The sequence below is a fragment of the Phoenicibacter congonensis genome (assembly GCF_902386915.1).
In the GTDB taxonomy this organism is placed as follows: domain Bacteria; phylum Actinomycetota; class Coriobacteriia; order Coriobacteriales; family Eggerthellaceae; genus Phoenicibacter; species Phoenicibacter congonensis.
In genome coordinates this window covers 1-12,379 of the sequence record NZ_LR698997.1, presented here as the reverse complement: position 1 = coordinate 12,379, position 12,379 = coordinate 1, and the positions used below count along the sequence as shown (strand labels likewise).

Annotated in this window: 14 protein-coding genes; all 14 read left to right on the top strand. The window is 42.7% G+C overall.

Translation table 11 applies throughout. The annotated features are described in order from the left end of the window. Positions 1-3: 3 nt before the first annotated feature. The 14 genes from FXZ76_RS00065 to FXZ76_RS00005 all read left to right on the top strand — a co-directional run bounded on the left by FXZ76_RS00065 (position 4) and on the right by FXZ76_RS00005 (position 11,813). Positions 4-735, top strand: a complete 732-nt coding sequence (locus FXZ76_RS00065; protein ID WP_079535113.1) for a segregation and condensation protein A — start codon at positions 4-6, stop codon at positions 733-735. A gap of 13 nt (positions 736-748) precedes the next feature. After that, a complete protein-coding gene (scpB, locus tag FXZ76_RS00060; protein ID WP_079535112.1) occupies positions 749-1,381 on the top strand; it encodes an SMC-Scp complex subunit ScpB in 633 nt (210 codons plus the stop codon). Further along, positions 1,382-2,098: a pseudouridine synthase gene (locus FXZ76_RS00055; RefSeq protein ID WP_079535111.1), complete on the top strand. Its 717-nt coding sequence runs from the start codon at positions 1,382-1,384 to the stop codon at positions 2,096-2,098. A 39-nt stretch (positions 2,099-2,137) separates the two neighbouring features. Next, positions 2,138-3,463 (top strand): 3-phosphoshikimate 1-carboxyvinyltransferase, encoded by a 1,326-nt coding sequence (aroA, locus tag FXZ76_RS00050; protein ID WP_079535110.1) that lies wholly within the window; start codon positions 2,138-2,140, stop codon positions 3,461-3,463. Beyond that, on the top strand, positions 3,464-4,138 hold the full coding sequence (gene cmk, locus FXZ76_RS00045) for a (d)CMP kinase (protein WP_079535109.1): 675 nt from the start codon (positions 3,464-3,466) through the stop codon (positions 4,136-4,138). Positions 4,139-4,162: 24 nt separating this feature from the next. Then, positions 4,163-4,987, top strand: a complete 825-nt coding sequence (locus tag FXZ76_RS00040) for a lysophospholipid acyltransferase family protein (protein WP_231961706.1) — start codon at positions 4,163-4,165, stop codon at positions 4,985-4,987. Further along, positions 4,977-5,900 (top strand): 4-hydroxy-3-methylbut-2-enyl diphosphate reductase, encoded by a 924-nt coding sequence (gene ispH, locus FXZ76_RS00035; protein ID WP_157887261.1) that lies wholly within the window; start codon positions 4,977-4,979, stop codon positions 5,898-5,900. The genes FXZ76_RS00040 and ispH overlap by 11 nt, the downstream gene beginning before the upstream one ends. Positions 5,901-6,079: 179 nt before the next feature. Continuing rightward, on the top strand, positions 6,080-7,261 hold the full coding sequence (locus tag FXZ76_RS00030) for an iron-containing alcohol dehydrogenase (RefSeq protein WP_079535106.1): 1,182 nt from the start codon (positions 6,080-6,082) through the stop codon (positions 7,259-7,261). 71 nt (positions 7,262-7,332) lie between these two features. Beyond that, entirely contained in the window at positions 7,333-7,473 is a 141-nt protein-coding gene (locus tag FXZ76_RS06280) for a hypothetical protein (protein ID WP_157887260.1), read from the top strand. A 346-nt stretch (positions 7,474-7,819) separates the two neighbouring features. Next, complete coding sequence (gene der, locus FXZ76_RS00025; protein WP_079535105.1) at positions 7,820-9,157, top strand: ribosome biogenesis GTPase Der; 1,338 nt, start codon at positions 7,820-7,822, stop codon at positions 9,155-9,157. A 4-nt stretch (positions 9,158-9,161) separates the two neighbouring features. Continuing rightward, on the top strand, positions 9,162-9,386 hold the full coding sequence (locus FXZ76_RS00020) for a glycerol-3-phosphate acyltransferase (RefSeq protein ID WP_147571462.1): 225 nt from the start codon (positions 9,162-9,164) through the stop codon (positions 9,384-9,386). After that, positions 9,374-9,598 (top strand): glycerol-3-phosphate acyltransferase, encoded by a 225-nt coding sequence (locus tag FXZ76_RS00015; protein WP_079535104.1) that lies wholly within the window; start codon positions 9,374-9,376, stop codon positions 9,596-9,598. Before FXZ76_RS00020 ends, FXZ76_RS00015 begins: the two co-directional genes overlap by 13 nt. Further along, a complete protein-coding gene (gene plsY / locus FXZ76_RS00010; protein WP_079535103.1) occupies positions 9,586-10,248 on the top strand; it encodes a glycerol-3-phosphate 1-O-acyltransferase PlsY in 663 nt (220 codons plus the stop codon). The genes FXZ76_RS00015 and plsY overlap by 13 nt, the downstream gene beginning before the upstream one ends. A gap of 566 nt (positions 10,249-10,814) precedes the next feature. Then, on the top strand, positions 10,815-11,813 hold the full coding sequence (locus FXZ76_RS00005; RefSeq protein WP_079535102.1) for an NAD(P)H-dependent glycerol-3-phosphate dehydrogenase: 999 nt from the start codon (positions 10,815-10,817) through the stop codon (positions 11,811-11,813). The last annotated feature ends 566 nt before the right edge of the window (positions 11,814-12,379 follow it).

The window sequence follows — 12,379 nt, the reverse complement described above, 5'->3', positions numbered from 1 at the left end:
GTTTTGAGTATCAACATCAAAACTGCAAACTTTGAAGGTCCTTTCGACCTTCTGCTTCAGCTTGTTCAATCTAAACGGGTTGACATTTCTTCGATTTCGATTTCGGAGATAACCGATCAATATCTCGCAATTGTGTCAAGAATGGTTATTTTAGACACAGAGACAGCGTCCGATTTTATGCTGGTAGCGGCAACTTTGCTTGAAATTAAAGCAAAGTCTATGTTGCCTAAACAAATTGTCACTTTAGAAGAAGATGAGATGCTTTCTCCATTAGAGGCAAGAGAACTTCTGATTCAAAAGCTGATCGTTTACAAGCAATTCAAGAATGTTTCCGCCCGACTAAATGATATGTTTGATGCCGAAACGCGCCACATCACGCGCACATTTGGTCCAACAAGTGATTTTAAAGAAGTAGCCCCGAATTTTTTAAAAGATGTTGAAGTTGTAGTTTTTTCTGAGAAGGCTGCATTGTTGCTTGGTCGAAAAGACCAGTTTCTTTTGGCTTCTTCTCACATTGCATCAAAGCCATTAAATGTTGAAGTGTTTGCACAAACTGTCTTGTCGAGATGCAAGATTGAAGGAAAGATGCGTTTTAGCGAACTTGTTAAAGAATCTCCTCGGCGTGAGATTGTGGTTGTAACACTGTTGGCAGTTCTTGAGTTGTATAAACGCAATCTTGTAAATGTTGAGCAAGTTTGTGAATTTGGCGACATTGAAATTGAAGCAAAAGAATAGGAAAGAATGAAAAATGTTTGAAGCGATTACTGAATATAAAACAAGGTCTGACCGTAAATTGATGCAAAAGATTGAGGCGATCCTTTTTGTGTCGGAAGGGGCTGTCTCGATGGACGATTTATGCTCAGCCCTTGGAGAAGATGCAGAAGATATTGAGCTTAGCATTGCTGATCTTGATGACTATCTCTTTGAAGATGAGTCGGCGTTAGAAATTAGAGAGGTTGCTGGCGGCTATCAGCTTTTTACAAAAGAAGAATATTTCGATGCATGCGAAAGCTTTATTCTTGATCAAGACAGGCGCAAACTTTCCGCTTCTGCTGTGGAAGTGCTCTCAATTGTTGCCTACACGCAACCAGTTACGCGTTCTCAAATTGCAGAAATTCGCGGTGTTAATTCTGATTCACTTGTAACAACTTTGATTAATAAAGGCTACATTTTTGAATCAGGAATCTCTACAGATGCAGGAAATCCTGCACTCTTATCGACAACAACACAATTTTTGAATTCATTTGGCTTAACTGATATTGAACAATTGCCTCCACTTGAGGAATTTGCACCAGACGAAGACGCAAGAATTTCGATTGCGGAACGTCTTGGTGCTCTAAGGTCAAGAAACACTGAACTTGCGGACGATGTCGACAGATAAATGATGAGATTGCAAAAATATCTAGCCAGAAGTGGTGTGGCTTCGAGACGTAATTCTGAAAAAATAATTGCTGAAGGGCGTGTTACTGTAAACGGACATGTGGTTAGTGAACTTGGCACGAGTGTTGATGAAAATGTAGATGTTGTTGCAGTAGATAGTGAGGTTGTTAAAATAGCGGCAGAAAAGGTCGTCTTAGCTTTAAATAAACCCTGTGGTTTTGTTACCACTATGGATGACCCACAAGGTCGTCCAACTGTGAAAGACTTAATTTCTAAAAGTGAACATATTGGACTTTTTCCAGTTGGACGGCTCGACTTTGACACAAGCGGCCTTTTGCTTGTCACAAACGATGGCGAACTTGGTGCTAAATTAATGCATCCTTCATCAGAAGTTCGTAAAACCTATGTTGCTACTGTACAAGGAAATGTTTTATCTTGCGATCTTGATGTTTTGAGAAGAGGTGTCGATCTGGGGGATTTTATAACTTCTCCAGCTTCATGCAAGCTTCTGTCGTCAGATAAAGATGAATCTGTTGTTGAAATCACAATTCACGAGGGGAAAAACAGGCAAGTCCGCAGGATGTTTTCTGCAGTAAATCATCCTGTTGTTTCTCTTAAAAGAACGAAATATGCAAACATTTCAATCGACTCTGTTAAGGCTGGCCAAATGCGCGAAGTAAAGGGCAAGGAGCTGGAAATATTGCGCTCTTTTGTATAGTGTAGAATTGTTTTTATAACAATAAAGCGAGGGGAGATTATGTCTAACACGGTTAAAATTGAGCCTCTATCAGGTCCAATTAAAGGGTCTGTCGCGGTTTCTGGCGATAAGTCAATCTCACATCGATCGATTCTTTTTTCTGCAATGAGCGAAGGAACTTCGAAAGTTTCTGGGGTTTTAGATTCAGCCGACGTTCGAGCTTCAATTGAGGCGGTGACTGCTCTGGGAGCCAAAGTAGATTTAAAAAAGCAGAGTGATGGCTCTCTTACTGGAGAGATAACTGGTTGGGGAAGCAAAGGACCAAAGCAACCCGCTGCTCCAATTAATTGTATGAATTCGGGAACCACGGCACGTTTGCTCATGGGAATTTTGGCACCTTGGAACATCGAGGTTGAAATTACGGGTGATGAGTCTCTTTGCATGCGACCAATGCGCCGAATTACGGCCCCGCTCATGTTGATGGGCGCAAAATTCTCTCCGGAGGGCGCAGAAACTCTTCCAATTACAATTCACGGAAACAGGAATTTAAAGGCTATTCAATATGAAAGCCCAATGGCTTCTGCGCAGCTAAAGTCGGCAGTACTGCTTGCTGGGGTTTATGCTAATGGAAAGACATCTGTAACAGAGCCAGAACAATCGAGGACTCACACCGAATTGATGTTGAGCCAATATGGCGTTGAAACTGTTGCTCAAACCAGATATGCCGAAGTTTCAGGACCTGTGCAAATGAAGGCAGCTGATTTGAATGTTCCAGGGGATGCTTCTTCTGCTGCTTTTTTGTGCTGCCTTGCTGTTCTTTTAAAGGGGAGCTCTATTACAGTTAAAGACGTGCTTTTAAGCCCCTCTCGAACTGGTTTTTTGCGAACCCTTGAGCGCATGGGCGCTAAAATCACTTGGGAAGTGAAAGGCTCGGAAGGCAAGGAAAATTATGGCGACATTCACGCTGAATATTCCCCAAACATCAAGGGCTGTGAGATTCCTGCTAAATATTTCGCAACAGTTGTTGATGAAGTTCCAATTCTTGCTCTTGTTGCATCTTGTGCAAAGGGTGTCACGGTTTTTCGGAATTGCGAAGAACTTCGCGCCAAGGAAACTGACCGCCTGCAAGCAATAATCGATGGTTTAACTGAGCTTGGCGCAAGTGTTTGGACCCATGGCGATGATTTGTTTATCGAGGGAGATCCTGACTTTGATTTGCCTGATGGGCTTGTTATGCCTTCTCATCGCGACCACCGAATGGCAATAACTTGGGCGATTGCCGGACTTGTGGGTAAGAAATCAATCTCTGTAGAAGATTTTGACTGCATAGATGTTTCCTATCCACACTTTCTTGACGACGTTAAAAAATTAACAAAAGGAGAATAAATGATTGTTGCAATCGATGGACCTTGTGGTGCGGGGAAGTCTTCTGTAGCAAAGGTTGTTGCACGTGAACTCGGGTTTTCATGCCTAGACACTGGCGCAATGTATCGTGCAGTTGCATGGCTCGCCAAGCACAATGGCGTGGATTTGGACGATAATGAGGCCCTTGGTAAAGTGGCTCGAGAATGTGAAATCGCTTTTGGGCACACGAATGAAGACCCAACACCAAATCAGGTGTTCGTTGATGGGCACGACGTCACAAGCGACATCAGAACTGCAGAAATCGACAAGGCCGTGTCTCCTGTTAGCTCAGCACCAGCCGTTCGTGAGGCGTTGGTTTTACAGCAGCAACGAATTGGTAATGCTGGCGATTATGTTGTTGAGGGACGCGACATTGGCACTGTTGTTTTTCCAAATGCTGAAGTTAAAGTCTTTTTGACGGCTTCTCCTGAGGAAAGAGCACATCGCAGAGTGCGACAAAATGCCGATAGGTGCGTGGGTTCCATTGATTATGAAGAGGTGTTGGCCGACATTATTAGACGCGATAGAGCTGACACAACCCGTGATACTTCTCCTTTAAAGAAAGCAGATGACGCAGTAGAAATTGACTCTACTGGCGATCACATCGAAACAGTTATTGCAAAAATTTGCGAGCTTGCAAACGAGCGTAGACGATAGATGAAAATACTTCGAACCGAGGAAATGTTTGACCTTCCCTTTGATGGAGAGTTTAACGTTGATAAAGAGGGCATCCCAATTAAACGCAGAATTACCCACTGGTTTAGTTGGTTTGCTTTCTTTGTGCTGGGTTTTATTGCAAAAGTCGCGTTTCGTTATAAAGTTATTAACAAGAGAAAAGTTACTGATTTTAAAGACAAACGCGGATGCATAATAATCGCAAATCATGAATCCTATCTTGATGCTGTGTTTGCTTTTCTTGGACCTCGCCCCAAATGCTGTCCACGAATTGTTGCTCGCGAGACTCTTTTCGAAGGTAAGCCATGGATTGCTAGGCAAATCATTGCGCGTGCCGGTGCATTCCCAATTTCGCGTGAAACTTCCGACAGAAAATCTTTAAAGCGTGCCGTAAAGATGCTGCAACGCAAAGAAATGGTTACGATTATGCCTGAAGGCACAAGAAGAGGGCGCGGAACGGCTGATCTCTCGCTTCATTCCGGCTTTGCGTTCATAGCTAAGATGGCTGGTGATGCTCCAATCATTCCTTGTGCATTTAGAAATGTTGGGAAGATTAAGAAAAAGGGTGAGCGCTTGCACTTTCCAAAAGTTGAAATTGAATATGGAGATCCGATTTTGCTCTCTGATTTTGACTGTTTTGAGAAGAAAGATAGGCTTGCGATTTGCAGTTGGTGGGCTATGCGAGAGGTTTTTGCGCTTAGGGATGCGATTAAGCCTGAACAAGTCGATATGAAAACTCTTTTTCCTAATGATATTGACTATTCTGATGTCGAAGAGGTAAAGAACCTGCACATTCATCACACAACGGAGGAACTTCTCGGTGGGTGCTAGGGTAAAAGTAGTTTGTGCCAATCCTGCAGGGGCTTGTTATGGAGTTGTGCGCGCGTTAGAGTTAACGAGCAAAGCTATTGACAGTGAACAAAATGTATCTACATTTGGTGAGATTATTCACAATCCAATAGTCGTTAATGATTTTTCTAGCAGGGGTGTCTCTGTTATCAAATCGCCGGCTGAGGCATGTGGAACTGTCGTTTTGCGATCACATGGTGTTAAACCAAGCGTTGAGCGAGAGATTGAGAAACATGCAAAAGTAATCGATGCAACATGCCCTTATGTCAAAAAAGCACAGCTTTCTGCTAAGAATTTAGGCGAGAGACATGAACTTGTGATTGTCGTCGGTGAGGAAGGGCATCCTGAGGTTGAGGCGATTGTTGAATATGCAAAACAGGGTGCAACCAAAGTTGTCTTAGTTCCGGATGTTGATAATCTTCCAGATTCTTATCCGCATAGTGTAGGAATTGTTTCGCAAACCACGCAATCTGAAGAAACTTTTTCAAAAATTGTGCGCGAAGTTAAAAAAAGAATGAACCGGGGACAGAAGCAACCTTTTTCGCCAGAGGGTTCCCAAAACCTGGAAATCAAGAACACAATTTGCAATGCAACGAAAGAACGGCAGGAGGCAGCACTTGACTTGTCGGCTAAAGCCAATGTAATGATTGTTCTAGGTGGGAAAAAGTCGGCAAACACCCGGCGTCTATTTGAACTCTGTCAAGAAAAATGCAAGCATTGCTTTCATATTGAATCAATGGTGGAATTAGACGCGTTAGTTGACTATATTCGCAAGATTTTATGTGAAAACTTTGATTCTGAATTTTTAATCGGTATAACTGCTGGTGCTTCCACACCTGCTTCTCAGATTGATGAGCTCGAATCTTTTTTAGATAAAAATTTTGTAGCTTCCTAAAGAGTTTGATTGCATTTCTTCTTTATCTCACGGAATAGAAACGTTGTTCTTTTGCTGAGTTTTTGCTCTCCAATTTTTGCGTTTATTTTGCGAAAAGCGCTTGGATAGGGGAATTTAATGGGCATGTTTTATACTAGTTTTGTAATAAATAATCTTTTGTGTGTAGATTTGGAGGGGCTATGACAGCATTTAATGATTTTGAATTTTATTCTCCAACAAGATTTATTTTTGGAAAGGATGCTGAGCTCAAAGTCGGAGAAAGATTAAAAGAAGCCGGAGCAAAACGCGCATTGATTCATTTTGGAAGTCACCACGCTAAAGAGTCAGGTTTGATTGATAAAGTTGAAAAGTCACTAGAAGACGCTGGTGTTGAATGGGTTGATCTTGGTGGAGTTCGACCAAACCCCGAGATTAGCCTTGTTCGTGAAGGTCAAAAACTCTGCAAAGAACATGATATTGACTATTTGATTGCCGTCGGCGGTGGGTCAGTGATTGATTCGATTAAGTGTATAGCTGATTCTGCTCACTATGATGGTGACCCCTGGGATTTTGTGTGCAAAAAAATACCCGTTACAGAGGCCTTACCAATTGCGGTCGTGTTAACTATTCCTGCCGCAGGAAGTGAATCGTCCAAAAACTCAGTAATTTCAAATGATGAGTTGGGATTAAAAACTGGTTTTGGATCCGACATTAACCGTCCAAAATTTGCTTTTTTGAATCCTGAACTCACTATGAGCCTTCCAGCCTATCAAACTGCTGCGGGTTGTACCGACATGTTTGCTCACCTTCTAGAGCGTTTCTTTGACGATGCAGAAAACATTCCAGCTACAGACAACTTGAACATGTCGCTCATGAAGACGATTCGTGCTAACGCTCTCCGAGTTTTAGAGGAGCCTGATAACTATGATGCGCGTGCAAACATCATGTGGGCAGGTGCCTTGTGTCACAATGGAATTGCTGGATGTGGTCGACATGAAGATTGGGCGACCCATGGCATGGAACACGAGCTGTCGGCATTAAAGCCAGACGTGACCCACGGAGCGGGGTTGGCTGTTCTTTTTCCTGCATGGATGGATTATGTTTACAAAGAAAACCCTGCTAGATTTGCGCTTTATGGCAGAGAAGTTTTTGGAATTACCACAACTGACGACATTGAGGCCGACGCCCGTGCTGCGATTCGGGCTACGCGTGAATTTTTTGTTTCGATGAACATGCCAACAAGGCTTTCAGAGTTTGGATTTGTGGAAGACGACATTGAAAAAATGCTTCCTACTTTAAAGGAAAACAAAGGTGAGCTTTTTGGTTCATTTAAGAAACTTACTATGGGAGACGCAGTAAACATCTACAAGAGCGCTCTCTAGGGTTTTTGGTACCGAGAGGTTGTAGTTTTGTGAGATGCTCGCATCGATAATGTGCGGCGCAAGCTAATGTGATGCCTGCTTTTGCAGGGTGTGACGACGTGTTAGTGATTATCCTGGAGCTGCTTGTTGGCTTTTATGGCGAACCAAGTATGCGCCTTGCCGATGAGATTTTGGCATTTGTCCCAATTTTTGCCATAATCTCGTGGCTTTAATAACAATGTGCCCATGTCTTCCTCAAACGTGCAAGCTAAATTGAGGGCACAACTCGAATTGAATAGCTCGCGCAAATGTGCGTACTAATTGAAGAAGTTTAGCCTGCGTTGTTCATTAAAGCTCTGTTAGAGTTTTGGGGGGTTATAGATTTAGCTGTTTTATGACTAGGTCAGTTTTATTTTGCGTTAACCAAGAGGACTGTAGGTATGGTTACGCTGTCGGGATCTGGTAGCGGTTGCTTAGCATATAGCATCACTTTGTGTATGTTCGTTTTGTTGATAGAATTCACGTTAGGCAAAAACTTTATCGGGTTTAATGAATCTTTAACTAGTTAAGAAAGACAAAATGAAGAATTTAAAAGTTGCAATAGTAGGAAGGCCAAATGTTGGCAAGTCGGCACTTGTTAATCGTTTGTGCGAGAGAGACGAGGCGATTGTTCACGAGCGTCGTGGTGTGACCCGCGATCGCACATACCACCCTTGCGAGTGGAACGGTGTTGCTTTTGATTTGATTGACACCGGCGGACTTGAGATGTCGGACGACGACTGTTTTAAAGGGGACATTCGCAGTTCTGCTCTGATGGGGGCAGAAGAGGCTGATTCCATTGTTTTTTTGGTAGATGGAAAAGTTGGAATTCAATCTGATGACCAGGACGTTGCTTGTCTTTTGAAGAAAACAAAAAAACAAGTTCATTTAGCTGTCAATAAAATGGACAACCCCGATGATGAAGGCGAGATTTGGAATTTCATGTCGCTTGGTTTCGGACAGCCAATCGCCGTCAGCGCTGTTCATGGCCATGGAACGGGGGATCTTCTAGACATTGTTGTTGACGATTTGAAACGAGTTGCTGAGCAAGATCAAGACGAAGCGGATTCTTTTATTGGTGAGGAAGATGATTTCATTAATGTTGCGATAATAGGGCGTCCTAACGCTGGTAAGTCTACTTTGACTAACAAGCTTACCGATCAGAACCGCTCTATTGTTAGTGATGTCGCCGGAACGACCCGCGACGCGATAGACACAGTCGTTGAACATGAGGGGCGAACCTATCGCATTATTGACACAGCTGGCTTGCGCAGGAAATCAAAGATTGACGACAATGTGGAATATTTCAGTTATGTGCGAGCAATGCGTGCAATTGATAGGGCTGACGTTGCTGTACTTGTTGTCGATGGCACGCTTGGCATCACGAACGAAGATCAGCGTGTTGCAAATTATGCAGAAGAGAAGCACTGCGCTATGTGCATTGCTCTTAATAAGTGGGATGCTGTAGAAGGCGCAGAAGCGAAGAAAGAAATTCGCGCTGACCTTGAAGAATTTATGCAGTTTGCTAGTTATGCTCCAATTCAGTCTATTTCTGCCTTGACAGGAAAGAAAGTCGATAAGATTTGGGATTCAATAAACATAGCATATGACAATTACTGCAAAAAATTATCCACTGCCAAATTGAACGAATGGCTTGCAGACATACGAAGTTCAGGTCACACTATCACTTCTGGAAAGGCCATTCTTCGCATGAAATATATTACTCAAAGTGGTGTAAAACCGCCGACTTTCCAAATTTTTTGCAACCGCCCCGACATAGTAACGCCTAATTACAAGCGGTTTTTGGAGAATAAGCTGCGGGATTCATTTGATTTGAGTGGAACGCCAATCAAGATATTTATGCGCGGAAAGGATTAGAGAGTTGCAGAATATAGCTGTTTTACTGCTTTTGTCGCTTGTATCTTTTTTGCTAGGCTCGATTCCTTGCGGCGTTTTGATTTCTAAAGTCTTTTTTCATAAGGATGTTAGAGATAAAGGCTCTGGAAACATTGGCTTTACTAACTCGATGAGATCAATGGGCAAAGTCGGCGGAGGAGCCGTTTTTGTTGGTGATTTTTTGAAAGGATTAGAGAGTTGCAGAATATAGCTGTTTTACTGCTTTTGTCGCTTGTATCTTTTTTGCTAGGCTCGATTCCTTGCGGCGTTTTGATTTCTAAAGTCTTTTTTCATAAGGATGTTAGAGATGAAGGTTCTGGAAACATTGGCTTTACTAACTCGATGAGATCAATGGGCAAAGTCGGCGGAGGAGCCGTTTTTGTTGGTGATTTTTTGAAAGGATTAGAGAGTTGCAGAATATAGCTGTTTTACTGCTTTTGTCGCTTGTATCTTTTTTGCTAGGCTCGATTCCTTGCGGCGTTTTGATTTCTAAAGTCTTTTTTCATAAGGATGTTAGAGATGAAGGCTCTGGAAACATTGGCTTTACTAACTCGATGAGATCAATGGGCAAAGTCGGCGGAGGAGCCGTTTTTGTTGGTGATTTTTTGAAAGGCATGCTTGCTGCCGCAATTGGGCTCTATGTTGCTCCAATTTTTTTAACTGGTGCTCAATTTCCGCTTTGTGAAAACCCAGCGGAGCTGACTGCGGCTTTGGCAACTTTTTTTGCAACTATGGGCCACATTTTTTGTCCATGGCTTGGTTGGAAAGGTGGAAAAGGAATTTCAACCGCGTTTGGAGCTAGCTTCATTTCCATGAGCGTTCCGGTAGCTTGTATACTCTTTGGAGCTTTTTTACTTGTAGTTTTGGCCACGAAATATGTGTCAGCGGGTTCGGTGACCGCAGCTGCGCTTTATCCTTTAGCTGCGTTTGTTACCCATTGGAATAGCCCGCTTCCTGCGCTCATCTTAAGCGTAGCGGGTCTTGTCGTTATCTGGGCGCATCGCGGCAATATTGTGCGCATTAAAAATGGAACAGAGCGAAAAATAGGAGCTTCGAAGAAGAGCGACAACTAGTTGCTTGCAGCTACTACAGTGGCGGCTACGTCGTTTCACAACGGTGTCAGTCATGAATGTTTGCACTGTCCGCACTGGTGACAGTCATGATTTTTTGTATCTTTCTTCATGATGGTGCTAGAAATTTTACACAGGTGTCAGTCTTGAATGTTTACACTGTATGCACTGGTGACAGTCATGATGCACTGGTGCCAGACATAAATAATACTGATGCAATGGTGCCAGACATAAATTGCATTAACCCAACGAATACTGTCAACCACTATGCCCAAATTTATACTTGATTCATATAAGTTGGATTTGTCGGGGGAGATAGAAGTCTGCCAATGGTGCCAGACATGATTTTTTGTATCTTTCTTCACGATGGTGCTAGAAATTTTACACTGGTGACAGTCTTGAATGTTTGCGCTGTATGCACTGGTGACAGTCATGATGCACTGGTGCCAGACATAAAAAATACTTAACATACTTGATGGAAACATGACTCAAATTGCAAAAAGATGTTTGTTTGCATGAGACAATATACTAAATATGATTCGAAACTTTAATAGTTGTGAGGTGAGAAAGTGTCGAAGATAGCTGTAATTGGAGCTGGCTCTTGGGGATGTGCTCTGTCTCAACTTCTTGCGAAGAATGGAAATGACATAATGCTGTGGGCTCTTGAGCCTGAAGTTGAGAAGGGGATTAACATATCCCACAAGAACCCCATTTATCTCTCAAGCATAGTTCTTGATGACAGGATTAAGGCGACAAATTCTTTTGAGGAGGCTTTAGATGGAGCAAAACTCTGTGTTGTGGTGACTCCATCACAATTTTTACGTTCAACTGCCGAGGGTTTTAAGGCTTTTGTCGACGATGATTTACCTATTGTGATTTGTTCTAAAGGCGCCGAACACGACACTGGACTGCTTTCTAGCGAAGTCTTAGCAGATGTTTTGGGGAATGAGAGAAGAATCGCTGTTCTTAGTGGTCCAACCCACGCAGAAGAGGTGATAAAACAGGTCTACAGTGCAGCAACTTGCGCCTGCTCTGATCTTGAACTTGCGAACAGAATCCGTGACGTTTTTTCTTCTGAATATTTTCGTGTTTACACTATGACAGACGTCTATGGTGTTGAGTTGTGTGCAACCTTTAAGAATGTTATAGCTATAGCAGTGGGGCTTTGTTATGGGCTCGGTTTTGGAGATAATACTGCGGCTCTGATTATCACGCGCGGTGTCGCTGAGATGAGTCGTATGGTTAAAAGCGCAGGTGGAGATGAGAGGACATGCCAGGGTCTTGCGGGAATCGGCGATATGGTTGTGACTTGCATGTCAAGACATTCGAGAAACCGACGATTCGGAGAGGACTATCTTTCGAAAGGCAAGACGCTCGATGATTTTAAACATGACACAAAGATGATTGTTGAAGGCGCTGTCGCTGCGCAGAATCTGCAAACACTCTCCAAGAAATTTAATGTTGAACTTCCGATTACAAACATGATTAACGACATTATATGGAATGGGGCAAATGTGCTAGAGCAAGTGAAAGTCTTAGCTTCGCGTCCTTTAAAACAAGAGTTTTAAATAGTGTCACACGTTGAATGTCGGTGCCAGACATGTATCACTGGCGACAAACGTGTTACATTGGTGACAGACATGAATTCAAGATTGCATGTGCCAGTGCTGCCATTGATGACAGTCTTCAAGCGGTGGTGACAGACATGAATTCGGGATTGGTTTAAACGCATCAGACTGATCTAAATTCGCAAAAGTGACAAACGTGTTACATTGGTGACAGACATGAATTCGGGATTAGATGATAGTCTTTAGTTCTGGTTTCAGACATGTCTCATTGGTGTCAGTCATGTCGTACTGATCTTGCACTGGTGGTAGGCATAACACATTGTTCGCAGATGTAATGATTAGTAACTACAGTTGACTTGGTTCGTTCAATTATTTTGTGATGTATCGGTAATTTACTGTGGGATTTATCGGGAAATTACCTGTATAAAGGTGTTTTTATGAATTGTTCATTTGTAGCAAAAATTCGTTTTTACTAATTATCTTGACTTTTTTGACTCAATTTTCACAGCTCTGCCTATAAATTTCACTGGTGACAGACATGAATGCAGAAATCGTCGGTTGAGCCA

Bases quoted from the DNA above. Each gene is read 5' to 3' on its own strand.
- scpB (WP_079535112.1), top strand. From the start codon at position 749: ATGTTTGAAGCGATTACTGAATATAAAACAAGGTCTGACCGTAAATTG.
- FXZ76_RS00055 (WP_079535111.1), top strand. From the start codon at position 1,382: ATGATGAGATTGCAAAAATATCTAGCCAGAAGTGGTGTGGCTTCGAGA.
- aroA (WP_079535110.1), top strand. From the start codon at position 2,138: ATGTCTAACACGGTTAAAATTGAGCCTCTATCAGGTCCAATTAAAGGG.
- cmk (WP_079535109.1), top strand. From the start codon at position 3,464: ATGATTGTTGCAATCGATGGACCTTGTGGTGCGGGGAAGTCTTCTGTA.
- FXZ76_RS00040 (WP_231961706.1), top strand. From the start codon at position 4,163: ATGTTTGACCTTCCCTTTGATGGAGAGTTTAACGTTGATAAAGAGGGC.
- FXZ76_RS00030 (WP_079535106.1), top strand. From the start codon at position 6,080: ATGACAGCATTTAATGATTTTGAATTTTATTCTCCAACAAGATTTATT.
- FXZ76_RS06280 (WP_157887260.1), top strand. From the start codon at position 7,333: ATGCCTGCTTTTGCAGGGTGTGACGACGTGTTAGTGATTATCCTGGAG.
- der (WP_079535105.1), top strand. From the start codon at position 7,820: ATGAAGAATTTAAAAGTTGCAATAGTAGGAAGGCCAAATGTTGGCAAG.